Source organism: Mesorhizobium sp. B2-4-17, from assembly GCF_006441275.1.
In the GTDB taxonomy this organism is placed as follows: Bacteria; Pseudomonadota; Alphaproteobacteria; order Rhizobiales; family Rhizobiaceae; genus Mesorhizobium.
Window position 1 is genome coordinate 119,360 of the sequence record NZ_VFUX01000003.1, and the last position, 20,819, is coordinate 140,178.

General features: G+C 63.2%; 18 protein-coding genes and 1 pseudogene. 14 read left to right on the forward strand and 5 right to left on the reverse strand.

Annotation, left to right across the window (positions count from 1 at the left end):
* The first annotated feature begins 38 nt into the window (after positions 1–38).
* The 6 genes from FJ548_RS04110 (at position 39) to FJ548_RS04135 (ending at position 8,197) form a co-directional block, all read left to right on the forward strand.
* The gene (locus FJ548_RS04110; protein WP_140776932.1) at positions 39–1,184 is read left to right on the forward strand and encodes a hypothetical protein; all 1,146 of its coding nucleotides are present in this window, start codon (positions 39–41) and stop codon (positions 1,182–1,184) included.
* A gap of 24 nt (positions 1,185–1,208) precedes the next feature.
* Entirely contained in the window at positions 1,209–3,119 is a 1,911-nt protein-coding gene (locus FJ548_RS04115; RefSeq protein WP_140776934.1) for an ATP-binding protein, read from the forward strand.
* A 124-nt stretch (positions 3,120–3,243) separates the two neighbouring features.
* Positions 3,244–3,660 carry a DUF559 domain-containing protein gene (locus FJ548_RS04120; RefSeq protein WP_140610759.1) on the forward strand — a complete coding sequence of 139 codons (417 nt, stop codon included), beginning with the start codon at positions 3,244–3,246 and terminating at the stop codon, positions 3,658–3,660.
* 109 nt (positions 3,661–3,769) lie between these two features.
* A complete protein-coding gene (locus tag FJ548_RS04125) occupies positions 3,770–5,071 on the forward strand; it encodes a DUF6638 family protein (protein WP_140776936.1) in 1,302 nt (433 codons plus the stop codon).
* Positions 5,072–5,085: 14 nt separating this feature from the next.
* Positions 5,086–6,204 carry a DUF2333 family protein gene (locus FJ548_RS04130; protein WP_140610761.1) on the forward strand — a complete coding sequence of 373 codons (1,119 nt, stop codon included), beginning with the start codon at positions 5,086–5,088 and terminating at the stop codon, positions 6,202–6,204.
* A 313-nt stretch (positions 6,205–6,517) separates the two neighbouring features.
* Entirely contained in the window at positions 6,518–8,197 is a 1,680-nt protein-coding gene (locus tag FJ548_RS04135) for a formate--tetrahydrofolate ligase (protein WP_140692086.1), read from the forward strand.
* 65 nt (positions 8,198–8,262) lie between these two features.
* On the opposite strand, the gene FJ548_RS04140 is transcribed toward FJ548_RS04135, so the two are convergent.
* Positions 8,263–8,907, reverse strand: coding sequence for a cysteine hydrolase family protein (locus FJ548_RS04140; RefSeq protein WP_140690082.1), 645 nt, complete (start codon positions 8,905–8,907; stop codon positions 8,263–8,265).
* A gap of 126 nt (positions 8,908–9,033) precedes the next feature.
* On the opposite strand from FJ548_RS04140, the gene FJ548_RS04145 reads away from it, so the two are divergent.
* Positions 9,034–10,014, forward strand: a complete 981-nt coding sequence (locus FJ548_RS04145) for a helix-turn-helix domain-containing protein (protein ID WP_140776938.1) — start codon at positions 9,034–9,036, stop codon at positions 10,012–10,014.
* A gap of 14 nt (positions 10,015–10,028) precedes the next feature.
* Here the strand turns inward: FJ548_RS04145 and FJ548_RS04150 are convergent.
* Positions 10,029–10,584 (reverse strand): annotated as a pseudogene (locus FJ548_RS04150) (sugar O-acetyltransferase).
* A gap of 143 nt (positions 10,585–10,727) precedes the next feature.
* Between FJ548_RS04150 and FJ548_RS04155 the strand changes: the two are divergent.
* The 6 genes from FJ548_RS04155 (at position 10,728) to FJ548_RS04180 (ending at position 18,436) form a co-directional block, all read left to right on the forward strand.
* Entirely contained in the window at positions 10,728–11,189 is a 462-nt protein-coding gene (locus FJ548_RS04155; protein ID WP_140610765.1) for a DUF4126 domain-containing protein, read from the forward strand.
* The gene (locus FJ548_RS04160; RefSeq protein ID WP_140776940.1) at positions 11,186–12,562 is read left to right on the forward strand and encodes an FAD-containing oxidoreductase; all 1,377 of its coding nucleotides are present in this window, start codon (positions 11,186–11,188) and stop codon (positions 12,560–12,562) included. The genes FJ548_RS04155 and FJ548_RS04160 overlap by 4 nt, the downstream gene beginning before the upstream one ends.
* Positions 12,563–12,741: 179 nt before the next feature.
* Positions 12,742–13,920, forward strand: coding sequence for an MFS transporter (locus FJ548_RS04165; RefSeq protein WP_140610767.1), 1,179 nt, complete (start codon positions 12,742–12,744; stop codon positions 13,918–13,920).
* A gap of 86 nt (positions 13,921–14,006) precedes the next feature.
* A complete protein-coding gene (locus FJ548_RS04170; RefSeq protein ID WP_140610768.1) occupies positions 14,007–15,062 on the forward strand; it encodes a succinylglutamate desuccinylase/aspartoacylase family protein in 1,056 nt (351 codons plus the stop codon).
* Between the two features lie 231 nt (positions 15,063–15,293).
* Positions 15,294–17,483, forward strand: coding sequence for an anthranilate synthase (locus FJ548_RS04175; RefSeq protein WP_140610769.1), 2,190 nt, complete (start codon positions 15,294–15,296; stop codon positions 17,481–17,483).
* A gap of 5 nt (positions 17,484–17,488) precedes the next feature.
* On the forward strand, positions 17,489–18,436 hold the full coding sequence (locus tag FJ548_RS04180; protein ID WP_140690088.1) for a cation diffusion facilitator family transporter: 948 nt from the start codon (positions 17,489–17,491) through the stop codon (positions 18,434–18,436).
* Between the two features lie 2 nt (positions 18,437–18,438).
* Here FJ548_RS04180 and FJ548_RS04185 read toward each other — a convergent pair whose 3' ends face one another.
* The 3 genes from FJ548_RS04185 to FJ548_RS04195 form a co-directional block, all read right to left on the reverse strand.
* Positions 18,439–18,825 (reverse strand): type II toxin-antitoxin system VapC family toxin, encoded by a 387-nt coding sequence (locus FJ548_RS04185; protein WP_140690090.1) that lies wholly within the window; start codon positions 18,823–18,825, stop codon positions 18,439–18,441.
* Entirely contained in the window at positions 18,822–19,067 is a 246-nt protein-coding gene (gene vapB, locus FJ548_RS04190; RefSeq protein WP_140690092.1) for a type II toxin-antitoxin system VapB family antitoxin, read from the reverse strand. The genes FJ548_RS04185 and vapB overlap by 4 nt, the downstream gene beginning before the upstream one ends.
* A 68-nt stretch (positions 19,068–19,135) precedes the next feature.
* The gene (locus FJ548_RS04195) at positions 19,136–20,236 is read right to left on the reverse strand and encodes a hypothetical protein (RefSeq protein ID WP_140690094.1); all 1,101 of its coding nucleotides are present in this window, start codon (positions 20,234–20,236) and stop codon (positions 19,136–19,138) included.
* A 100-nt stretch (positions 20,237–20,336) separates the two neighbouring features.
* Between FJ548_RS04195 and FJ548_RS04200 the strand changes: the two genes are divergently transcribed.
* Complete coding sequence (locus FJ548_RS04200; RefSeq protein ID WP_140690097.1) at positions 20,337–20,774, forward strand: DsrE family protein; 438 nt, start codon at positions 20,337–20,339, stop codon at positions 20,772–20,774.
* Positions 20,775–20,819 lie beyond the last annotated feature (45 nt).

A 20,819-nucleotide genomic window follows, 5' to 3' on the forward strand; every position in this document is an offset into this window, starting at 1 on the left:
TGCCGCGCGCACCGGTGCGACAATCCAGGGCCAGTAGCATGACCTCCGAAAACGACGCGGCGGCGCGGTATTTCTCGGCGATCACGGCAGCGCTCAGCGGCCTTGAAGTGTTCATGCGCGACGACCGTTCGCCGCTCTACCGGCACGGCATCGTCGCCAGGGTCGTCGCCGAATATATCGCCCGGCTCGACAAGTCCTTCTCCTGCTGGCGCAACCGGCTGGGCTTCATGGACACGTTTCGCATTTCGCGCGCCGAAAGCGGCTTCCCGGTGTTCCAGAACCTGCTCGAACTGGAAAACGACCGCCGCCAGGCCGACGCGCGGCTCGCCAACATCCCACTGGCCAGCGAACTGCGCGAGGAGATGGCGGACTTCATCCTGCGCCACAAGGAATTCCCCGAGGCGCTGCAGCGGTCGATGGCTGAGCGGCTCTACCTCGAGGACGTCAAGAGCGAGCAAACCTTCGGCCCGTTCATGCTGGCGCAAACCGCGAATGTTTCGGTCAACCCGAAGACAGCGCGGCCCTATTATCTCGTCCATTGGGCGACCTTCGACGGCAGCGCCAACCTGCCGCTGGTCTACATGGCGACGGTGGAGGACTCATCCGAGAACATGATCCACCAGCTCGTCGACAGGAACGGCAAGCTCAACGACAAGGTCGACATCCCGCTGCCCGTCGACGGCCTGCTCAATCCCGAGCTTGCCCACCGTTTCGACGATTTCACCGAGAAGAACTCCGCCTACACGCTGTCGCCGGCCACCATCGCGGTCAACCTCGACAAGGATTTCCCCGAGCTGCATCCCAAGCAGCTGCGCCGCGTGGTGCTCGGTCCCTTTTATTCGGCCGGCATCACCGAGAACAATTCCGTCGTCGCCGAAGTGCTGGCCAAGGTTCGCAAGCCCGACAATGCCTGGCTGCTGACCTGGACCATCCAGGAAGTCTCTTCGAAGAGCGAAAAGCCCGGCCGCAGGGGCCTTTGGTCGAGCGAGCCGTCGTCCCAGGAATTCTTCATCAACACCGACGATTTGGAAGCCGCGCGCCAGGGCGTGTCGAGCTACGAGAACCATGCCTTGATCCCGCACGAGGCCTACCAGGCGCTCTACGCCGCCGGCGAGGCGCAGAAGATCTTTGGCGGCTACAAGGTCCACATCCTGTCCAACGGACAGGTGATCTCGGACGTCTGACCGCCACACCACGGAGCATCCTTCATGGACACCGGCCTGACCACCATCCCGGAAGCGGCGATCGAGAAGCACCGCGCCATCGCGCAAAGCTTCATCACCCGCATAGTCGTGCTGGAGGATCCCTCGCGCGAATCCGGCACGGCATTGGCCGGCACCAACCGCCGCTTCGTCTCGACGGTATCGGTCGGCTCGGTGCGCCGCACGCGTGAGGTCGAGCTGTCGAAGACCGTCGGCGCCGTCCATCCCGACGACCAGTTGCTCACCATCCTGCAACACACGCTGTTGTTTCGCGCCCGGCGTGGCACGGCGATCGCGCTGGCGATATCGGATGTTTTTGCCGAGGGCTCGGATCTCGAAAGCCTGCAGGCGAAAAATGCCCGCGCGCCCCTCGAAGGCAACGATGCCGCCATCTTCAAGAAGCTGCTGTCGGCCTCGGCCTACATTTCGGCCTTCAGCCTCGCCTCCTACCTGTTCCAGCTGATCGACAGCGACGGCGAGGCGCCGAATGACATCCCCGAGCCGGATTTTCTCTTCGACACACCCCAGGATGCGGTGAAGTCGATCATCGCCGGCCTCGACAAGGCGATAGCAGGCTTGTCCGACGATGCCGACCTGATGACTCGCGCCCGTGCCTTCGCCCGCGTCGCCATAGACGGGCTGCTTGCGCGCAAGGGTCGCTTCGACGGCATTGGTCCATTCGAGAACGCCCATATCCGCATCGACGTCGACGATTTCACCCTCGACGGTTTCGATGTTGCGCCTGGCAAGCGCTCCAAGCCGCTGGTGATGACCTTCAAGAAGCCCGAAGAGGTTGTCGGCAACCACATCGCCAAATACCAGTCGGTCAAGCTGGCCAAGATGCTGATGGCCTATGATTTCGAGCGCGAACTCAATCCTTTCGTCGAGCTTGGCGGCTTCCTCTTCACCTTCATCGGCGACGGTGCGCCCGGCACCGGCAAGACGACGCTGATCCAGATGATCGCCGGCCTTGTCAACGGCTACTGCCAGGTCGCAGGCTACCCCTTCGCCTATGAGAATTTCGGTGTCGACCAGATCTCGTCCTATCAAGGCAAGTCGGGCCAGAACTGCCGCCAGTTCATCAACAATGTGCTCAATCCGCGCGTCATCGGCTTCGGCACTATCGACGACATCGACCAGGTGGCGGCGCGCCGCTCCGACGACCGCGCCTCGGCCGGCCAGCAGGAAATCACCGGCGTCCTGATGGACGCCTTCGGAGGAGCGTCCACGGTCGTGCGTGGCAACTGCTCGTTCGGCATGTTTTCCAACTATCCTGAAAATGTCGACGACGCGCTGCGCCAGCGCGCCGGCGCCCGCTGGCTGGTCGACGGACCGCAGACGCGCGACGACTACATCGACATTTTTGTCCTTCTCGCCGGCAAGAACCACAAGATTCCGCTGGGCGACCACAAACTCTACGCAGCACAGGAAATCCAGCGCGCCGTCGCGGAAGCCTATGAGCAGCACGAGAAGCCGCGGGAGGACGGGCTGATGCGGGTCTATGAACGCTACATGAAGGAGAACGGCGCGCCCAGGACCATGGCCGATATCGGCACCTATCTGCGCCTGATCAAGGATGCCGAGCCACGCTTCACCGGCCGCGCCATCAAGAACATCACCGACGCCATCAAGATGCGCGCCATGGACATCGAACTTCCCGACGACTGGTTCGAGAAGCCCGAAGCCTTCATGCACAAGAGCTACGACGACAAGAAGGCGATGATCGAGGACCTGCGCGGGCCGTTTTCGATGGACATGGTGATGCAGGAGATCAACCGCTACGCGGACAGCGAGTTCCGCTATTCCGACAAGTCCGACGATGCCGCGGTGGAAAAACTGCTGCGCGACACCCGCCTGCGCGAACGCGCGGCCCGCGAGATGGAGGAGATGAAGAAGAAGGGGCTTTGGAATGCGTGAGCTTCCTTCTCCCGTGAACCATCGATGGACAGGCTGCAATCACAACGTCGAAGGACGAGAGGCCGACGTTGACGCCCCCTCTCCCCGTCCTTCACGGGGAGAGGGTAAGGGTGAGGGGCGGCGCATGCGTGGACCGAAAATCGCGACAACAAAACGGGCAAGACGTCTGCGCCAGTCGGACAACGATGCCGAAGGCGCACTTTGGACGGAATTGCGCGACCGCAGGCTAAACGGCCATAAATTCGTGCGGCAGTTTCCGATAGGAACCTTCTTTGCTGACTTCGCATGTAGAGAATGCCAGCTGATTGTGGAGGTCGATGGAAGCCAGCATGCGGGCAACAAATACGATCAGGCGAGGGATCGCTTCATCGTCTCAAATGGCTGGTCTATCCTACGTTTTTGGAACATCGATGTTTTGAAAGATCGGGAAGCCGTGCTCGAAACGCTATTGGCTGCTATTGAGCAGCGCTTGGAGCGCAATATCGACACGCACGACCTTCGATTTATTGCCGCCGAGGGCTATGGGGAGACATGTCTTTGACCGTCTGCGCTGCCCCTCACCCTTACCCTCTCCCCGTGAAGGACGGGGAGAGGGAGGCGTCAGCGTTGGCGCTTCGCCTTATCAGGCAAAGCCCCTCGGACCCTTCAACATGATCAGCAAAAAACCTGACCTCCTCCGCGACAATGAGCTGATCTACGGCCGGCTGCTTACAGTCGACGAGCCGCATCTCATCCAGCGCTACAACAAGGCGCTTGCCGCCTTCGGCCTCGAGCCCACCAGGCTGGAGAGCTTCCAGATCGACCGCACCGGCTTCTCGCCGGAAGTGGCCGAGGAGTGCGGCGACTATGACTATCTCGACCCCAACGAGGTCAATCGCCGCTTCATCATCCTGACGCCCTCGCAGATCGACCTGCCGGTGGTGCACACCGCCTTCTCCAACACCTCGCAGCTGATGTTCGAGTTCATGACCAGGAACCAGCGCGCCATCGACGCGCTGACCATCAAGGACGTCATCTACGGCGAGATCGAGGACTCCGTTCCCAAGGTCAACGATATCGAGGATCTGCTGTCGATCAACCAGGTCGAGTTCAAGGTGCTGTCGGCCGAGAATGTGCTGGGCAAGGCCGCCGAACTCGGCAAGCTCGTCGACCGGCTGAAACAGGAACCCGACGCCTGGCGCGACAATGCGATGCTGACCCGCATGGTGGACCTGGCCAAGGTCTGCGGCGACATCCGCGAGAACGCGCTGGTGCCCGACCAGGTGATCTTCCGCCATAGCGCCTACTGGACCAGCCATTTCGGCGGACTCTATGTCTTCGTCGATCCCGACATGACGACCGTGATCAGCGACCCGGCCGCCCCCGGCTTTCGCCGCTCGCGGCCATGGCAGGTGAGCTATCTCTCGATCAACGATGCCGACAAGGTGTTCAAGTTCCTGGCCGCCACCGGCCGCGTCGAGCTGCCCCGCGCTTCCTGGATCGAGGCGTCCGGCTATCTCGAACACCGCGCCGAGATGGTGGTGCGCACGCTGATCCGTGACGCCGAGCCGAACCGCAACCTTACCGATGTCGACAAGATCTGGCTGCAGACCTGGATCCAGAGCCATGCCGACCTGATCACCAGGGACGGCAATTTCCCCTTCCTCAACGCCGCCAAGCGCGAGATCGCCCAGCTCGGCCATCTCAAGATCGAGGACGTCCTGCCGCGGCAGCGTTTCCTGGTAATCCGCGCCAAGCCTGACCATCCCGACGCCTGGCTGACCAACAGGCTGATTTCGGATTTCGTGCCGGCGGACTTCGTCTCGCGCTACATCTTCAACAAGGACCGATTCTACAAGGACTATGACGGCTTCAGCGACGCCTGGCGATCGCATGTTGTCGACGTTCTGAAAACCACATATTTGAAGGACAAAGTGGCGTTTCGCACGCGCCTCTACGGCCTGACTGACTGAGGGGTGACACAGCCATGCTCGATCCGATCGTGAACTTTTTCACCCGGATTTTCCAATGGATCGGCCGCGGCATCGGCCTCGTCATCGGAGTCATCCTGTGGCCGTTCATGTGGGCCGGGCGCTGGTACACGCAGCGCGGCTGGATCCTCAAGGCCTTGGTCGCCCTCGCGCTGCTGGTGCTTGTCGGCCTCTACGCCAACTTCTTCTACGCCACCCAATGGTGGCGCAATTTCAACCCGAACTATCCCGACACCTACAGCTTCGAGAAACGCAATGTTTCCGCCGGCGAACAGGTTGCCGCCGGCGCCGGCACCGACACGGCAAAGACCTGCGGCAACTCCGGCATCGCTCAGATTGCCGCCGACCTGATCGACTTCAACGTCAATCAGAACGCCTGGGTCTCGTCGATGGTCCTCTACAAACTCGGCCTGTTCGGCATCGACTGGGACGACACGCCATGGATGGACAACAAGGCTTCGTTCCAGCGCGGCATCAATCAGGCGGTGCGGCGCACAGCCACCGAGCTTGCCGACAACCTCGGCCGTGTGCGTACCACCTCGCAGATCGACACCAATCTCCAGGATGCCCGCGGCCAGCTGCAGTATGACGAGTCCATCTGGTATATCAGCCGCAACGGCATGACCGCTACCACGCCTAGCATGTATCGGCGCGCGATGGGCAATCTGCGCTCTTTCAACGCCCGCCTCGCCACCTGCCAGGCGACTTTCGATGCCCGCGCGGATAATCTGAAGCAATATATCGATCGCATCGCCAGCGACATCGGCTCGACCTCGGCCATCCTCAAGGAGCGCGCCGAAAACCACAACAATGGCTGGTTCGACTTCCGTGCCGACGACCGCTACTGGTTCGCCTATGGCCAGCTCTATGCCTATTATGGCCTGATGAAGGGCGCCCAGGCCGATTTCGAGGGCGTCATCAAGGAAAAGCACCTGCAGAGCCTGTGGGACACGATGGACGCGCAGTTCGTCTCGGCGCTGCGCATCCAGCCTTTCATCATCGCCAACGGCCGGGAGGATGGCTGGCTGCTGCCGACACATCTGACGACCATGGGCTTCTACGTGCTTCGGGTGCGTTCCAACATGGTTGAAATCAGCAACGTGCTGACGCAGTAACGCTGTTCGGCTACAACCTCCGGTAATGGCGAATTTGCGCCGTCGCTTCTGTCGCATTCCGTGCATTGTGCGGCTGTTTTGAGACGGCGGAGACGCCCCTGCTCTGGCTTCTATACGGCGCGGCAAGCGGAGCCAGAAAGAACCGAGGAGAGGTCGGCCGGCCGCGGATAAATTTTCTTCATAGGAAACATAGTTGCATGAAAGTTGACGCCACGGCTGCGACAGGGTTAGATGCCCGCGCGTCCGGTTCCAGCCTTCTTGCGAGCGACATCAACCCCGTCCCCTCCACCGTCCAATCCAGAGGAAAGCCGTCATGGCCGAAGTGAAGTCCGACATCGAGATCGCGCGTGGCGCCAAGAAAAAGCAGATCCAGGAGATAGGCCAGAAGATCGGCATCCCGACCGAACATCTGCTGCCCTACGGCCACGACAAGGCCAAGATATCAGCCGAATTCATCAAGTCGGTGAAGGGCAACAAGGACGGCAAGCTGATCCTGGTCACCGCCATCAACCCGACCCCGGCCGGCGAAGGCAAGACGACCACCACCGTCGGCCTTGGTGACGGCCTGAACCGCATCGGCAAGAAGGCCATCATCTGCATCCGCGAGGCCTCGCTCGGCCCGAATTTCGGCGTCAAGGGCGGTGCCGCCGGCGGCGGCTACGCGCAGGTCGTGCCGATGGAGGACATGAACCTCCACTTCACCGGCGACTTCCACGCCATCACCACCGCGCACAATCTTCTGTCGGCGCTGATCGACAACCACATCTACTGGGGCAACGAGCTCGGCATCGACACGCGCCGCGTCGTATGGCGCCGCGTCATGGACATGAACGACCGGGCGCTGCGCGAGATCATCTGCTCGCTCGGCGGCGTCGCCAACGGTTTCCCGCGCGAAGCCGGTTTCGACATCACCGTCGCCTCGGAAGTCATGGCCATCCTGTGCCTTGCCACCGACCTGAAGGATCTGGAAAAGCGCCTCGGCGACATCATCGTCGCCTACCGCCGCGACAAGTCGCCGGTCTATGCCCGCGACCTCAAGGCCGACGGCGCCATGGCCGTCCTGCTCAAGGACGCCATGCAGCCCAACCTGGTGCAGACGCTGGAAAATAACCCCGCCTTCGTCCATGGCGGCCCGTTCGCCAACATCGCGCATGGCTGCAACTCGGTCGTCGCCACCACGACGGCGCTGAAGCTCGCCGACTATGTCGTCACCGAAGCAGGCTTCGGCGCCGACCTTGGTGCTGAAAAATTCTTCGACATCAAGTGCCGCAAGGCGGGCCTCAAGCCGGCAGCTGCCGTCATCGTCGCCACCGTGCGCGCCATGAAGATGAATGGTGGCGTCAAGAAGGAAGACCTTGGTAAGGAAAACATCGAGGCGGTGAAGAAGGGCTGCGCCAACCTTGGCCGCCACATCGAGAATATCAGGCAGTTCGGCGTGCCGGCGGTGGTTGCCATCAACCACTTCTATTCCGACACCGACGCCGAAATTCAGGCGATGAAGGACTATGTCGCCTCGATGGGCGAAGAGGCGATCCTGTGCAAGCACTGGGCCAACGGCTCGGCCGGCATCGAGGACCTCGCCAATAAGGTGGTGGCACTGGCCGAATCCGGCGCCTCGCAGTTCGCGCCGCTCTATCCCGACGCCATGCCGCTGTTCGAGAAGATCAACACCATCGTCCAGCGCATCTATCGCGGCTCCGAAGCGATCGCCGACAAGTCGGTGCGCGACCAGTTGCATGCCTGGGAACAGGCTGGCTACGGCAACCTCCCGGTCTGCATGGCCAAGACCCAGTATTCATTCTCGACCGACCCGAACCTGCGCGGCGCGCCGACCGGCCACACCGTGCCGGTGCGCGAGGTCAGGCTTTCGGCGGGTGCCGGCTTCGTCGTCATCATCTGCGGCGAGGTCATGACCATGCCGGGCCTGCCCAAGGCGCCGTCCTCGGAAAAGATCTTCCTTAACGAGGCTGGCCAGATCGAAGGCCTGTTCTAAGCCTCGTGGTATCGACGGACAAAAGGGCGCCGGGTGGCGCCCTTTTTTCATTCGGGACGACCCGTCTACGCGGCGTTGCGCGCCAGTGCCCGCTGGTTCGATGCATAGATCGTATCACGCTCCGGCAAAGCGCCCGTCTTCAGGCATTCGATCCATTCGGCGGTCTTCAGCACCGCCGCGAAGCGCGACTGCAGGATGATCGTGATCACGCGGTGGATCTCCTCGGCCGAGGCATAGCCGGCGCTGTTGGCGTAGGACACCGAACCGGCCGCATCGGACAGGAACTCGACCGCAAAGCCCATATGCACGGCATGGATGATGGTCGACAGGTCGCAATTGTGCGTCATGTAGCCGACGACCGTGATCGTATCGATGACATTGGCCCTTAGCCATTCCTCAAGGTCGGTGCCGGTGAAGGCCGATGGCAGCATCTTCTCGACATAGTGGTCACGGCCGCGCCGTGCGATTTCGGGATGCAGTTCGCCGCCATGGCTGCCCTTGGCGAAGACCGGTGACGTCTCGGGCGCCATCTGCTTGACGACGACCACCTTGATACCGGCCGCTGCCGCCGCGTCCATCGCACGCGCCACATTGACGACGCTGTCAGGGAATGGCGGATGCTGGATGGCGAGATTGCCACCATCATAGTCGTTCTGGACGTCGATGACGACGAGCGCGCGGCGCGGCGTTGCGGTGGCAGGGTCAGACATGGTGTTTTCCTTTCCGGCTTGAATGCGATGACCGAAAATAGGCAGGTCGCCGAGCTGCCAAAAGTGACCCAATTGACATCATCCGAAAGAATTGGGACAATCCGCATTCAACTGTCGGAAATGCCCATGACCGCCCCGATCATTGCCGTGCTTGCCTTCGATGGCATCAGCCCGTTCCATCTCTCCGTGCCCTGCCTGGTGTTCGGCGCCGACCGCACCAGGCTCGGCCTGCCGCGCTTCGACTTCCGCGTCTGCCGGGTCGAGGACGGGTTGATCCAGACCGATGCCGGGCTGAGCATTGTTGTCCGGCACGGGCTGTCCGCGCTCGACGATGCCGATATCATCATCATTCCAAGCTGGAAGGATCTGGAAGCCCCGCTGGCCAGGCCGCTCTATGAAGCGCTCGGCCGCGCGCACCGGCGCGGGGCGCTGATTGTCGGCCTCTGTCTCGGCACCTTTGCCATCGCCGCCGCCGGCCTGCTTTCGGGACGGAAAGCAACCACGCACTGGGCCTATACGGACCAGCTGCGGGACCTGCACCCCGACATTTCAGTCGATGCGGATGTGCTCTATGTCGATGAAGGCGACATCGTCACCTCCGCCGGCGTCGCCGCCGGCCTGGACTGCTGTCTGCATATCGTGCGCGCCCGTTACGGCGCCGAGGCGGCGCTGCGGCTCGCCCGGCACGTCGTGCTGTCGCCGCACCGGCAGGGCGGGCAGGCGCAGTTCATCGAACGCCCCGTCGCGAAAAGTGCGAACGCCGACCGCTTCACCGGGGCCCTCGACGCGGTGCGCGCCACGCTCGGCGAGGCGCACAGTCTCGACAGCGTCGCCGAGGCCGCCGGCCTGACCCGGCGTACCTTCACCCGCCGCTTCCAGAAATCGATCGGCACCAGCTTCGGCGACTGGCTGACCGGTCAGCGCCTCGAACTGGCGCAGCGGTTGCTGGAAGCCACGGAAAAATCGATGGACATGGTGGCCTTCGAGGCCGGCTTCGGCAGCGCCACATCGCTGCGCCAGCACTTTGCCGCAAGGCTCAGGACGTCGCCGGCGCAATACCGGCGGGAATTCTCAAGGCGGGCTGACGGACAGATAGCGCATGCCTGATCGGTTGAAGAGACTCAGCCACGCTTGACCGGTCGCGCCGGATTGCCAACGACGGTCGCTTGGCCGGCACGTCGCGCGTCACCACAGCGCCCGCCCCGACGATGGCGCCTTCGCCGATGCTGACGCCGCCGAGGATGACGGCGCTGCCGCCGATCCAGGCTCGGCGCCGATCTCGACCGGCCTGGCGATCTCCAGCCCGGCTCGCCGCCCGGCCGCGTGCCTGTGATGCTCGGCGCAATAGATCTGCACATTGGGGCCAAGCAGCGTTCCCTTGCCGATGCGCACGCTTGCCGTGTCGAGGATAGTGCAGCCGGCATTGAGGAAGACGCCATTGCCGAGGAAGATGTTGAAGCCGTAGGCGCAGTGGAACGGCGCCTCGACGCGGGCACCCTCGCCCACGCCGCCGAGCAGTGCCATCAAGCCCGGCCCGAGATTGCCGCGCAGTCGCGGCGGCAGCGAATTGTGCTCGAACAATGCGTCACGCGCCGTGACGCGCAGACTCTCCAGTTCGCCATCCAGGCAGGTGTACCATTCGCCATCGGCCATCTTGCCGCGCTCACTTTCGGACATGGCGATATCTCCTCTTCGAATTGCAGCCAAAGCACAGTCGGTTCCGACGGGAAAACACCAAGGTCTATATCGCAGCTGGTCAAATACCCGGCTATGGTGGCGTGTCTTTGCCGGACAGCCTGTCCGGCATTTGAGGGGGAATCATGCTGTACATACTTGCACTTCTGATCGGCGTCATTGCCGGTCTTCGCGCCATGACCGCGCCGGCCACTGTTGCTTGGGGCGCGTATCTCGGCTGGCTGCCGGTCGCCGGCACGTGGGCCAGCTTCATGAGCCATTGGGCCGCCGTCGGCATCTTCACCATCCTGGCCATTGTCGAGCTCATCACCGACCAGTTGCCGTCGACGCCGAGCCGCAAGGTGCCGCAGCAATTCGGCGCCCGTATTTTGCTTGGCGCCTTCAGCGGCGCGGTGATCGGCGCGACCGGCGGCGCCACCATCGTCTGCCTGTTCGCCGGCGTCATTGGCGCGGTCATCGGTACGCTGGGCGGTGCCGAGGCGCGTGGCCGGCTGGTCGCCGCCTTCGGCAAGGATCCGCCCGCCGCCTTCATCGAGGACGCGGTGGCGATCATCGGCGGCCTGCTGATCGTGGCGGCGGTGGCATGACGACGAAAACCTTCGACGCCATTGTCATCGGCGCAGGACAGGCAGGCCCTTCGCTAGCCGGCCGGCTGAACGCGGCGGGCATGAGCGTCGCGCTCATCGAGCGCAAGCTGATCGGCGGCACCTGCGTGAACACCGGCTGCATGCCGACCAAGACCATGGTGGCCAGCGCCTATGCCGCGCATCTCGCCCGCCGCGCCGCCGATTACGGCGTGACGCTCTCCGGCCCCGTCGCGGTCGATTATGCCAGAATCAAGGCGCGCAAGGACAAGGTGACGATCGACGCCCGCACCAATCTGGAGACGTGGATCGCCGGCATGAAGGGCTGTACGCTCTATCGTGGCCATGCGCGTTTCGAATCCGCCAACACGGTGCGCGTCGGCGACGACCTTCTGACCGCCGAAAAGATCTTCCTCAACACCGGCGGCCGCGCCGCGGTGCCCGACCTGCCCGGTGTCCATGACATCGACTATCTGACCAATTCGTCGATGATGGACCTCGATGTGCTGCCGCGCCATCTCATCGTCGTCGGCGGCAGCTACATCTCGCTCGAATTCGCGCAGATGTTCCGCCGCTTTGGCTCCGAAGTGACGGTGATCGAAAAGGCCTCCCGGTTGACCGGCCGCGAGGACGAGGACGTCTCGGCCGCCATCCTGTCGATCCTCGAAAACGAGGAGATCGAGGTTCATCTCGGCGCCGACGAAATCGCCTTTGCCAAGCAAGGCAAGGATATCGCCGTGACCTTCTCGGCCGGCAAGCCACCTGCTGTCGGCTCGCATGTGCTGCTGGCGATCGGACGCGTGCCCAACACCGACGATCTCGGCTTGGACAAAGCCGGCGTCGCGGTCGACACACGTGGCTTCGTCATCGTCGACGACCAGTTGCGCACCAGCGTGCCCGGCATCTGGGCGATGGGCGACTGCAACGGCAAGGGCGCCTTCACCCACACCTCCTACAACGACTATGAGATCGTCGCCGCCAACCTATTGGACAACGACCCACGTAAGGTCAGCGACCGCATCGAGGCCTATGCGCTCTACATCGACCCGCCGCTCGGCCGCTGCGGCATGACCGAAGCAGCCGTGAAGAAATCCGGACGCCGCGCGCTGGTCGGCCAGCGGCCGATGACCCGCGTCGGCCGCGCCGTCGAAAAGGGCGAGACGCAAGGGTTCATGAAGATCCTGGTCGATGCTGACACCAGGCAGATTCTCGGCTGTTCGGTGCTTGGCCCCGGCGGCGACGAAGCGGTGCATTGCGTGCTCGACCTGATGTACGCCAAAGCGCCCGTCGACACGCTGGCGCGCGCGGTGCACATCCATCCCAATGTCTCGGAACTGCTGCCCACGATTGCCCAGGAATTGAAGCCGCTGGGGTGAACTTGTCCCCTGTGATGTCGGGAAGCCTGCTTGCCGAATGCGCCCAGGACCAGGCGCTTCGGCGCCTCGTTCTCTTCTGCTCTCTGTTTTCTGCATTGCTGCATTGCGGCAATAACCGTTGTGCCCGGTAGGGATCTTCGCGCAGTCTGCAAATTGAACCGATTCAGACTGGACGCCACATGCCGTTGCCGATCCTTGCGCTTGCCATTGCATCCTTCTGCATCGGCACCACCGAATTCGTCATCATGGGCCTGCTGCCGGAGGTCGCCGCCGACCTTGGCGTGACGATCCCGGCCGCCGGACTGCTGGTCACCGGCTATGCGCTGGGCGTCGTCTTCGGCGCGCCCATCGTGGCGATGGCCACCGCGCATCTGCCGCGCAAGCCGGTGCTGGTCGGGCTGGCCGCTTTGTTCGTCCTCGGCAATCTGTTCTGCGCCATAGCGCCCAATTACTGGCTGCTGATGGCGGCACGCGTCTTCACCGCCTTCGGCCACGGCGCCTTCTTCGGCATCGGCTCTGTCGTCGCCGCAAGCCTGGTGCCGCGCAACAAGCGAGCCAGCGCCATTGCGCTGATGTTTGCGGGGCTGACGCTGGCCAACATCCTCGGCGTTCCGGCCGGCACGGCGCTGGGCGAGGCCTTCGGCTGGCGCGCCACCTTCCTGGCCGTGGTCGGCATCGGCCTGATCTCGGTCGCTGCCATCGCCTTGCTGGTGCCGTCAGACGTCACTGAACCGAGCGGCGGCGGCCTGCGCGCTGAAGTCCGTGTGCTGGGCAAGCTGCAGGTGTGGCTGGCGATGCTGATCGCGGCGTTGACCTCGGCCAGCCTTTTTGCCGTCTTCACCTATATCAAACCCTACCTCACCGATGTGTCGGGCCTGTCGACCTCGGCGGTCACCTGGGTACTGCTGCTGTTCGGCGCCGGAATGACCATCGGCAACATCATCGGCGGCAGGCTGGCCGACTGGAAGCTGATGCCGACCGTGATCGGCACGCTGCTTTTAATGGCGCTGCTCTTCGTCTGCTTCATGCAGTTCGGCGCGATCGCCTCTGTTGCCATCGGCATTGTCTTCCTGTGGGGCCTGCTCATCTTCGTCGTGGTGCCGCCGCTGCAGATCCGCGTCGTCGAGGCGGCATCAGAGGGACCAAACCTTGCCGCCACCCTGAACCAGGGCGCCTTCAATGTCGGCAATGCCGGCGGCGCCTGGATCGGCGGCGTGGCTCTTTCCGCCGGCGTGTCCTATGCCAATCTGCCGCTGGTCGGCGCGGTGCTCGCTCTGCTGGCGGTCGCCGTGGCGGTGCTTTCGCAGGCACTGGACCGGCGCGCGCCGGTCGCCGCCCTTCAGCCTGCCGCCGAATAACCACTTGCGCCCATAGCGCGGCGGGCTGGACCAATCGACATCGGCACCTTCAATGGGCATGTCTTCTCACTCTGATGGAGGACGTCATGCAGAGATCGATCGAACGCATCGCCGGCGACAGCGAGGGCGTTTCCTACGAATTCCCGGTGTTCCGCTTCGCCGGATCCGACAGGGCCGCACCTTCGGCCTATCTGCAGGCAGCCCTCCATGCCGGCGAACTGCCGGGCGTCGTCGCCATCGACGCCTTGATGCCGGCGCTGAACAAGGCCGAGGCCGAAGGCCGCATCAGGGGCAACATTACCATCGTCCCCTGGGCCAACCCGATCGGCCGCGCGCAATATCATTTCGGCGAGCACCAGGGCCGCTTTCACCTGGGCACCCGCACCAACTTCAACCGCGGCTTTCCGCTGCTCCCGGCACCGGATGCCGCCCTCTTGCCCAACACCATCCTTGGCGGCGCCGACCAGCGGCTGAAGTCACGCCTGGTGCAGCTATCGCTCGGCCACGACATCGTGCTCGACCTGCATTGCGACGACGAGGGTCTTGCCTATCTCTACATCCACACCAGCCTATGGCCAGCCATGGCCGATTGCGCCGCCGCCATGGGCGTCGACGCGGTGGTGCTGTGGAGCGAGGACACTGACGGCACCTTCGAGGGCGCCTCCATCATGCCTTACCAGAACGCGCCCGCCGGCGTGGCGAAATTCGACCGCCGCGTCGCCACCACGGTCGAATATCGCGGCATCCTCGATGTCGATGGCGCGCTCGCCGCAGCCGACGCCGAAGGGCTCTACCGCCTGCTCGTCGCGCGCGGCGTGGTCGCCGACAAGGCCCTGCCCGCTCCAGCTTCCTTCAAAGGTGCCGTCGCTCCGCTTGAAAACATCGACATGATGCCGGCGCCCCGCTCCGGTGCCGTCCTCTACGACGTCAAGCCCGGCGACCGCGTGGCTAGGGGAGCACGTCTCGCCACCATCATCCATGCGCCGGGCGAAGCCGATGGCCGCACGGAAGTCTTCGCGCCGCAGGACGGCATCATCCTGACCCGCCGCTCGCGCCGCATCATCCGCGCTGGCGAGGATCTGCTGAAATTGGTCGGCGACAGAAAGAGCGCCGACGCAAGGTCGGGCACTCTGGAGGATTAAGGCCGGGCGCCTTCGCACCGAATCCAGTTGCGTGGCCACTCAATCGCCGCTATGGGAATCCCATGAAGATGCGTTCGACCAAGACCATTTGGTGGTGGGCCTGCTGACAGCGGCCTGTTCGAACGCGTGCGCGTGAAAAGAGAGGGTGGCCGCAACGGAATGTCCGGGCGGCCATTTGTTTTTTAAAGCCATTCCCGGGTCCGTTGCCCCAAGTAGCTGATGGAGACGGCAATGACGATGCAGGTTCTGGAAAACGGCGCTGAACGCTTCGTAACCGCGGGTGGCGTCACCATTACCCGCGAACGCCACGACCGACCTTATGAAGGTGCGATCGACGCCTATGTCGACGGGCTGAATGCGCGCCGCGGCGCGGTGTTCTCCTCCAATTACGAATATCCCGGCCGCTACACGCGCTGGGACACCGCCATTATCGATCCGCCTTTGGTGATCTCCGCCCGCGGCCGCGCCATGCGCATCGAGGCGCTGAACAGCCGTGGCGAGGCGCTGCTGCCGGTCATCGGCAAGACGCTCGGCGCTCTCTCCGAGGTCACGATTGCCGAGACTTCGAAAAGGCTGATCCGCCTCGACGTTGCCAAGCCCGGCCGTGTCTTCACCGAGGAAGAGCGCAGCCGCGTTCCCTCCGTCTTCACCGTGCTGCGCGCCATCACGGCCTTGTTCAAGACCGCCGAGGACGCCAATCTCGGCCTCTACGGTGCCTTCGGCTACGACCTCGCCTTTCAGTTCGACCCGGTCGACCACACCCTCGTCCGCAAGGAAAGCCAGCGCGACCTGGTGCTGTTCCTGCCTGACGAGATCCTGGTCGTCGACCATTATTCGGCCAAGGCCTGGACCGACCGCTACGATTATTCGGGCGAAGGCTTTTCGACCGAAGGCCTGCCGCGCGATGCGGTGGCCGAGCCGTTCAAGACCGCCGACCGCATCCCGCCGCGTGGCGATCATGAGCCGGGCGAATACGCCAATCTGGTCCGCCGCGCGATGGAGAGCTTCAAGCGCGGCGACCTGTTCGAGGTGGTGCCCGGCCAGATGTTCTACGAGCGCTGTGAGACGCAGCCGTCCGAGATTTCGCGCAAGCTGAAGTCGATCAACCCCTCGCCCTATTCCTTCTTCATCAATCTGGGCGAAGGCGAATATCTGATCGGCGCCTCGCCGGAGATGTTCGTGCGCGTCAACGGCCGCCGCGTCGAGACCTGCCCGATCTCCGGCACCATCAAGCGCGGCGACGACGCCATCTCGGACTCCGAGCAGATCATCAAGCTGCTCAATTCCAAGAAGGACGAATCCGAGCTGACAATGTGCTCGGATGTCGACCGCAACGACAAGTCGCGCGTCTGCGACCCAGGCTCGGTGCGCGTCATCGGCCGGCGCCAGATCGAGATGTATTCGCGCCTGATCCATACCGTGGATCATATCGAAGGGCGCCTGCGCGAAGGCATGGACGCCTTTGACGCGTTTCTCTCGCACGCCTGGGCGGTCACTGTCACCGGCGCGCCGAAATTGTGGGCCATGCGCTTCATTGAGCAGAACGAGAAGAGCCCGCGCGCCTGGTATGGCGGTGCGATCGGCATGGTCAACTTCAACGGCGACATGAACACGGGGCTCACGCTGCGCACCATCCGCATCAAGGACGGCATCGCCGAGGTGCGTGCCGGCGCCACGCTGCTTTTCGACAGCATTCCCGAGGAAGAAGAAGCCGAAACCGAACTGAAGGCATCCGCCATGCTCTCCGCCATCCGCGACGCCAAATCGGGCAATTCGACCAGCACCGAGCGCACCACCGCGCGCGTCGGCGACGGCGTCAACATCCTGCTCGTCGACCACGAGGATAGCTTCGTCCACACGCTGGCCAACTACTTCCGCCAGACCGGCGCCAACGTCTCGACCGTCCGCTCGCCGGTGCCGGAGGAAGTGTTCGAGCGGCTGAAGCCCGACCTTGTGGTGCTGTCGCCCGGTCCCGGCACGCCGAAGGACTTCGATTGCGCCGCGACCATCAAGAAGGCCAGAGCCCGCGACCTGCCGATCTTCGGCGTCTGCCTTGGCCTGCAGGCGTTGGCCGAAGCCTATGGCGGCGAACTGCGGCAGTTGCATATTCCCATGCACGGCAAGCCGTCGCGCATCCGCGTCTCCAAGCCGGGCATCATCTTCTCCGGCCTGCCCAAGGAAGTCACCGTCGGCCGCTATCACTCGATCTTCGCCGATCCGGTGCGCCTGCCCGATGACTTCATGGTCACGGCCGAAACGGAGGATGGCGTCATCATGGCCTTCGAGCACCGCAAGGAGCCGATCGCCGCGGTGCAGTTCCACCCGGAATCGATCATGACGCTCGGCCACAATGCCGGCATGCGCATCATCGAGAACATCGTCGCCCACCTGCCGCGCAAAGCCAAGGAAAAGGCAGCCTGACCTCGATGGCCGAAGCCGAGAACTCGGTGGCGATCGCTGCCAGGGAGGCCGCGAAGCGCAAGGTCGCAAACCTTGCCTTCTGGTCGATCGTGGTCGCCTTTGTCGTGCTCGCGCTGAAAGCAGCCGCCTGGTACATCACCGGCTCCGTCGCGCTCTATTCCGACGCGCTGGAATCCATCGTCAACGTCATTGCTTCGGTCGCCGCCTTCTGGGCGATCCAGGTCAGCTACAAGCCGGCCGACCAGGACCATCCGTTCGGCCATCACAAGGCCGAATATTTCTCGGCCGTGCTGGAAGGCGTGCTGATCGTGCTGGCCGCGCTTCTGATCCTCAACGAAGTCTGGCGCTCCTGGCAGGCACCCGCGCCGCTCGAACAGCCCTGGGAAGGTCTTGCCGTCAACGGCGTCGCCACTGTCATCAATGCCTTCTGGGCCTGGACGCTGATCCGTGCCGGCAGGACCGAGAAGTCGCCAGCGCTGGTCGCCGACGGCAATCACATCATGACCGACGTGGTGACCTCGATCGGCGTCTTCGGCGGCCTGGTCGGGGCGATCCTGACCGGTTGGCGGATCCTCGATCCGGCGCTGGCCGTCATCGTCGCGCTCAATATCCTGTGGCAGGGCTGGCATGTCATCGGCTCGTCGATGAACGGCCTGATGGACCGCGCCGTCGACACAACGGAAAACATGCGCATCCGCGACATCATCTCGTCCAATTGCAAGGGCGCGCTGGAGGTGCATGATCTCAAGACCCGCATCGCCGGCCGTGCCACCTTCATCGAATTCCATCTGGTTGTCGACGCCGACATGTCGGTCGGCGCCAGCCATGTCATCTGCGACCGCATCGAGGATGCGCTGAAGGCCGAGATCCCCTCCGTGCGGGTGACCATCCATGTCGAGCCCGACGACGAAGCCAAGCTGCCGAAGGGCACGACGGCGGTGCCCTTCGCCTAAATTCACCACGTCTCCAGTGAGAGAGCCTTGATCCGCTCGAATTCCCGGACATTGCGGGTTATCAGGGTTAGTCCTCTGGCGCGCGCCTGGCCCGCGATCAAAACATCATAGGGCCCAATGGGGGTTCCGAAAGCCGCTAGCATCGCGCGAATTTCACCGGCATGTCTTGCGTCTTCATGGTCGAACTCAATTACCGGAAACCGAAGCGCTTCAATTCGCTCCAGATTGCCAGCTTGTTGCTGACTCTTGTAAGCGCCATAGTACAGTTCATGGGCGACAATCGTTGAAAGCGCGTAGTCCTGCGGCCCGTGCCGCTTGAGCCGCTTCAACAAATCCGCGTCTCGTTTTACGACCGCAATAATAGCGTTGGTGTCGAGCAAATAGATCACTTGAATACATCGTCGAGAGCCGGCCGCACCTGTTCAGCAGGTTGCTCCGAAACAGCCTCGACAAAATCGTCGTCCACCGGTCCGGTGAGTTGGTCGAGCCATGCCCAGTCTTGCGCCAGCGGTTCGAGAATAACAGTTTTCCCGTGGCGCCGAATTGAAACCTCGTCGGTTTCGAAACGGAATTCCTTCGGCAAGCGTATCGCTTGCGAACGACCCGACCAGAATACCTTTGCCTTTTCCATCACTCTATTCCTCAGATGAGATATAGCAAAGATATATGCCATCGGAGCACCGTAGACAAGATGGGCGGTTATGGCGCACAGGCCGATTGCGGCATTGCCTCCAGCCGGTAGACCTTGTCGTCCGATTTCGTCTTGCCGTCGGCGGCCTTCGAGCAAAGATCGACGACCGCCAGGCTGCTATTGGGATTGGCCAGCATCATCGTGCCGTTGGCGCCGCGCTTGAGGAAGATTTCCTTTTGCGCGATGTCGCAGGAGAAATTACTCATCTTCGAGCTCGCGGCACAACGCCACTGGTTGGCCTCGCCCTGGCAGGAATAGGTCTGTGTGACCTTGCCCGACTTCTCCCTTGTCGTGACAGAAACCGCGATGTCGGCGCCATCCGGCCAGTTGGCCGCGTCCCCGCCCGAAGCGAAGGATGCCAGTTCCACCGGCCCGCGAAACACCCGGATCGATTGCGTCAGCTGGTTGGGATGCGAGGCTAGGTGCGCCGCATCGTAGTCGTGCCCGTAGCAGAAGGCCTGATCGGGCTTCAGCCGCTCGCGCAACGGCGACCCGAGCGCCGGATCGATCGGATCTATGCGCGCGAACTCGGCCTTGCAGGTCGCGGCCGGCATCGGGTCGAGGCGGAAATTGTCGTCCTCCGAGCCGAGCGCCTGCCTGTTGTATTCCGCCGTGCCGAGTTCCTCCTCCGAATCGGCGTCGAGATAGATGTCGGGTTGCAGGTCCGAGAGGATCAGCCGGCCTTTGTCGTCGACCTTCAGCGACGCCAGCGTCCGGTCGCAGTCCATGCCGCAATGGATAGGGCCCGATTTGCCGTCCTCGGACTGGTGGTTGCACCAGCCGCCCGCCCATTGAGGCGCCTTGGCGCCGCGCACGGTGGTGGTGACGAAGCCATTGTAGGAGGTGTCGGAGTGCGCCGGTTCCTCGTTCGGACGGCTGACCGGATCGTGCCCGTAGTAGAAGAAGATCCGCGCCACCTTCTGCTTCGGGTGCGCCTTCAGGTGTGCCGCGTCATAGACATGGCCGAAGCAGGCATCCGCCCCGTTCGGGCTGAGTTCGGTGAGCTTGAGGGCATCATCGGCGCAAGCCGGACCGGAAAGCGCGCCAAGCAGCGCTACGCTCAATCCGGCGGTGAAGACGGCCCTCCAATCCAGCCCCTTGAACGCCATGTGATCCCCCTCGCCTCGACAAGACGCTGCGTCATTTTATGCTAGTATCGCCCCGGGAGCCACGGATTTTGCGGTGGGCCGCCAAGCGGAGGAGGATGCCATGCGCCGGCGCGACATGTTCCGCGCGGTTCTTGCCGGAACCGGAACGTTCCTTGGCCTGCGCGTGGTGCGGGCGGCGGCGACCGAGCCCACAAGGCTCAAGGTCGCCTATCACCTGAGCGACCTCGACAAGGTCAATTTCGTGCTCGGCAACATCAAGAACCACTATGAGGGCACGGGCGGCAAGGTCGACATCGTGCTGGTCGTGCATGGCCCAGCTCTTGCCGCCTTCAAATCGAAAGGCATATCGGCCGCGGTCTCCGGCCGCTTCGCCGGTCTCGTGCAGCAGGGGCTGGAGCCGCAGGCCTGCGCCAACACCATGCATGGCATGGATATTTCTCTGACCGACCTCCTCGAAGGCTTCCATGCCGCCGACAAGGGTGGCGTCGTCAAGCTCGCGGAATTGCAAAGCCAGGGCTATGCCTATCTCAGGCCATAGTGCACAGTCTTGACCATGGGCCGGGAACGACTGGTCCCGTTGAAC

Bases quoted from the DNA above. Each gene is read 5' to 3' on its own strand.
- FJ548_RS04135 (WP_140692086.1), top strand. From the start codon at position 6,518: ATGGCCGAAGTGAAGTCCGACATCGAGATCGCGCGTGGCGCCAAGAAA.
- FJ548_RS04120 (WP_140610759.1), top strand. From the start codon at position 3,244: ATGCGTGGACCGAAAATCGCGACAACAAAACGGGCAAGACGTCTGCGC.
- FJ548_RS04170 (WP_140610768.1), top strand. From the start codon at position 14,007: ATGCAGAGATCGATCGAACGCATCGCCGGCGACAGCGAGGGCGTTTCC.
- FJ548_RS04200 (WP_140690097.1), top strand. From the start codon at position 20,337: ATGCGCCGGCGCGACATGTTCCGCGCGGTTCTTGCCGGAACCGGAACG.
- FJ548_RS04145 (WP_140776938.1), top strand. From the start codon at position 9,034: ATGACCGCCCCGATCATTGCCGTGCTTGCCTTCGATGGCATCAGCCCG.
- FJ548_RS04165 (WP_140610767.1), top strand. From the start codon at position 12,742: ATGCCGTTGCCGATCCTTGCGCTTGCCATTGCATCCTTCTGCATCGGC.
- FJ548_RS04160 (WP_140776940.1), top strand. From the start codon at position 11,186: ATGACGACGAAAACCTTCGACGCCATTGTCATCGGCGCAGGACAGGCA.
- FJ548_RS04125 (WP_140776936.1), top strand. From the start codon at position 3,770: ATGATCAGCAAAAAACCTGACCTCCTCCGCGACAATGAGCTGATCTAC.
- FJ548_RS04195 (WP_140690094.1), bottom strand. From the start codon at position 20,236: ATGGCGTTCAAGGGGCTGGATTGGAGGGCCGTCTTCACCGCCGGATTG.
- FJ548_RS04130 (WP_140610761.1), top strand. From the start codon at position 5,086: ATGCTCGATCCGATCGTGAACTTTTTCACCCGGATTTTCCAATGGATC.
- FJ548_RS04115 (WP_140776934.1), top strand. From the start codon at position 1,209: ATGGACACCGGCCTGACCACCATCCCGGAAGCGGCGATCGAGAAGCAC.
- FJ548_RS04180 (WP_140690088.1), top strand. From the start codon at position 17,489: ATGGCCGAAGCCGAGAACTCGGTGGCGATCGCTGCCAGGGAGGCCGCG.
- FJ548_RS04155 (WP_140610765.1), top strand. From the start codon at position 10,728: ATGCTGTACATACTTGCACTTCTGATCGGCGTCATTGCCGGTCTTCGC.
- FJ548_RS04110 (WP_140776932.1), top strand. From the start codon at position 39: ATGACCTCCGAAAACGACGCGGCGGCGCGGTATTTCTCGGCGATCACG.
- FJ548_RS04175 (WP_140610769.1), top strand. From the start codon at position 15,294: ATGACGATGCAGGTTCTGGAAAACGGCGCTGAACGCTTCGTAACCGCG.
- vapB (WP_140690092.1), bottom strand. From the start codon at position 19,067: ATGGAAAAGGCAAAGGTATTCTGGTCGGGTCGTTCGCAAGCGATACGC.
- FJ548_RS04140 (WP_140690082.1), bottom strand. From the start codon at position 8,907: ATGTCTGACCCTGCCACCGCAACGCCGCGCCGCGCGCTCGTCGTCATC.